We start from the raw sequence: 1961 nt of genomic DNA, 5'->3' as shown, positions 1-1961 counted from the left end.
TCATGTGACTTATGATCAAGCTGTTGAGATGTTTAACGCTCAAACAGCAACACAACAAGCAATGGGACAAAACCCTATCGTCTCATCTACTAAGTTAAAGCGAGTTAAGTATTCTTCTATTAATGACGCTCAAGCGGAATACTCAAAGCAAACGATAGAAAAATCGTTGGACCTTGAAAAAAGAATACTTGAGGTTAAAGAAACAGGTAACCAAAGTGCCAAGAGCTTAGTTGAGCATATTAATAGCTATGATTCTCCTACGTTTGACGGTATTAAGGGCTCTGATGAAACTAAAACAAAAAGTGTTGGAGATGATGCTTCAGCACCAGAAATAGCCCCTCCTAAGGTCTTTGCCAAATCTTGTAATCTTGCCCCTGGGGAAGTTTGTGTTGGAAATTGCAGAGAGCTTGCCTCTGACACAGGTAATATTTCAGTCTTTAGGAGTAATCCAGACTCTGGTTCTGATACAGGCAAACGAAGCGGTGGAGCTACGGATGCCATGGCGCTTGGAGCTATTACTACAGCAGCTGGATACAGAACGTTTGCAGGCTCTGCATCTCTTGAAATGCTCTTAGATAGAGCAGCTATTTCAGCTGGTACAGCTTTAGCAGAATTGTCTACTTATGGCTTACGTTTAGCAGGCGCAGGGTTAAGTACAGCTTTTATGCTCTTCTATTCGCCTAGTTTAGGCGATGGCACTCTCTATAACAATGAGGATCTCCTATACCGTGATAGGGTTGATACGCTCATCCGATTTAGCTTTGACAATGAAGGAAAAATACATGGCTATCATGTAGATCATACTGAAATTCCAAAGCGCACAGTTGAAAAAGTAGGCGATAAGTTTGTTGTCGATCTAGAACCAGGGATTACTATCGAGTGGCTTCCTGGAGTAGCTGAAACAAATGAGGGTAACATTTTAGTAAGTCCTATTCCGGATGTTGACCCTTACAATATCTATATTCACCCTGAAGCAGAGCAAGGGAAGGAATTTGATAATACATATATCACGCCAGTAAGTGATGTGGAATTTAACGACTATATTCTAACTTTTCCATCAGATACTGGTATTAAACCACTTTATATCGTTTATAGTTCAGACGCTTTAAAGTATGCGCCCACAGCTAAGCACCGTAAAGGCGGCTGGGGAACTGAAATGGACCTTAGTGATGATGTTGGTAGAGAAGTTCTAAATAAATCTCTTCAAGGAGGAAAACAGAGGTATGCGTATCATGATGGAAAAATCTACGAGTTTCAGCCAGATAATAGGGATGGATGGCATGGTTATCCTGTAAAGGGTACAGAAGCTCCATCTTCAGTATTAAAAGAAATGAAAAAACTTGGCCACTTTGGAAACGCTGAGTACAAGAAACTAATTAAGGGTAAATAAATGTATAAGTTTAAATTTGAAATTCAACCAGCCACAGAATATGATACAGAATTAACTTTATTCTTGTTGTCAATGAATCTCATTAATCAAATGACTGGGGAATGTGTAAACCTAGCCAAAGTCGTTCTTGAAAATGCAGAGGAACTAAATTGGTTCGTAGAAAATGAATCGGCAATTAGAAATGAAAAATGCCCAGTAATTAGTAATGATGCCTTTTCAGTGGCAACGGGGATTAGTAATTTCTATGATCAAGTTGATCCTGACAACTTCTCAGATGAAATAGATAAAATGTATGAATATAGAACTAGTCATTCAATTAGGTTTGCTTTTAGAGGCCAAGACCTACCTGATATGGTAATTGCTGCAAATGATACTGGGCATGAAGTCTCATGTGATGATGAGTCAGTTTATAAATACCTTGTAGATATAAATAGCCTGTTTAGTGAAGTAGATCGTAGTATAAAAGAGCTCGCTTGACTCTCCGGTTTTTTTGCAAAAATTGAAAATCTTTCTGAGGTGCCTAATTGAGCACCTCTTTTTATGCGTAAATTCTAAAGATATTGAAGAGTTC

At 38.7% G+C, this 1961-nt stretch carries 2 protein-coding genes; both read left to right on the top strand.

Going from position 1 to position 1961, the window contains the following annotated elements; translation table 11 throughout:
- Positions 1 to 1390: S-type pyocin domain-containing protein (locus VSA01S_RS19645; RefSeq protein WP_186810640.1), on the top strand; the 1390-nt coding region annotated here is incomplete at its 5' end.
- Positions 1391 to 1867, top strand: coding sequence for a hypothetical protein (locus tag VSA01S_RS19640; RefSeq protein WP_039983967.1), 477 nt, complete (start codon positions 1391 to 1393; stop codon positions 1865 to 1867).
- The last annotated feature ends 94 nt before the right edge of the window (positions 1868 to 1961 follow it).

The organism is Vibrio sagamiensis NBRC 104589 (genome assembly GCF_007990935.1).
GTDB lineage: Bacteria > Pseudomonadota > Gammaproteobacteria > Enterobacterales > Vibrionaceae > Vibrio > Vibrio sagamiensis.
This window is presented reverse-complemented; position numbering and strand designations above follow the sequence as displayed.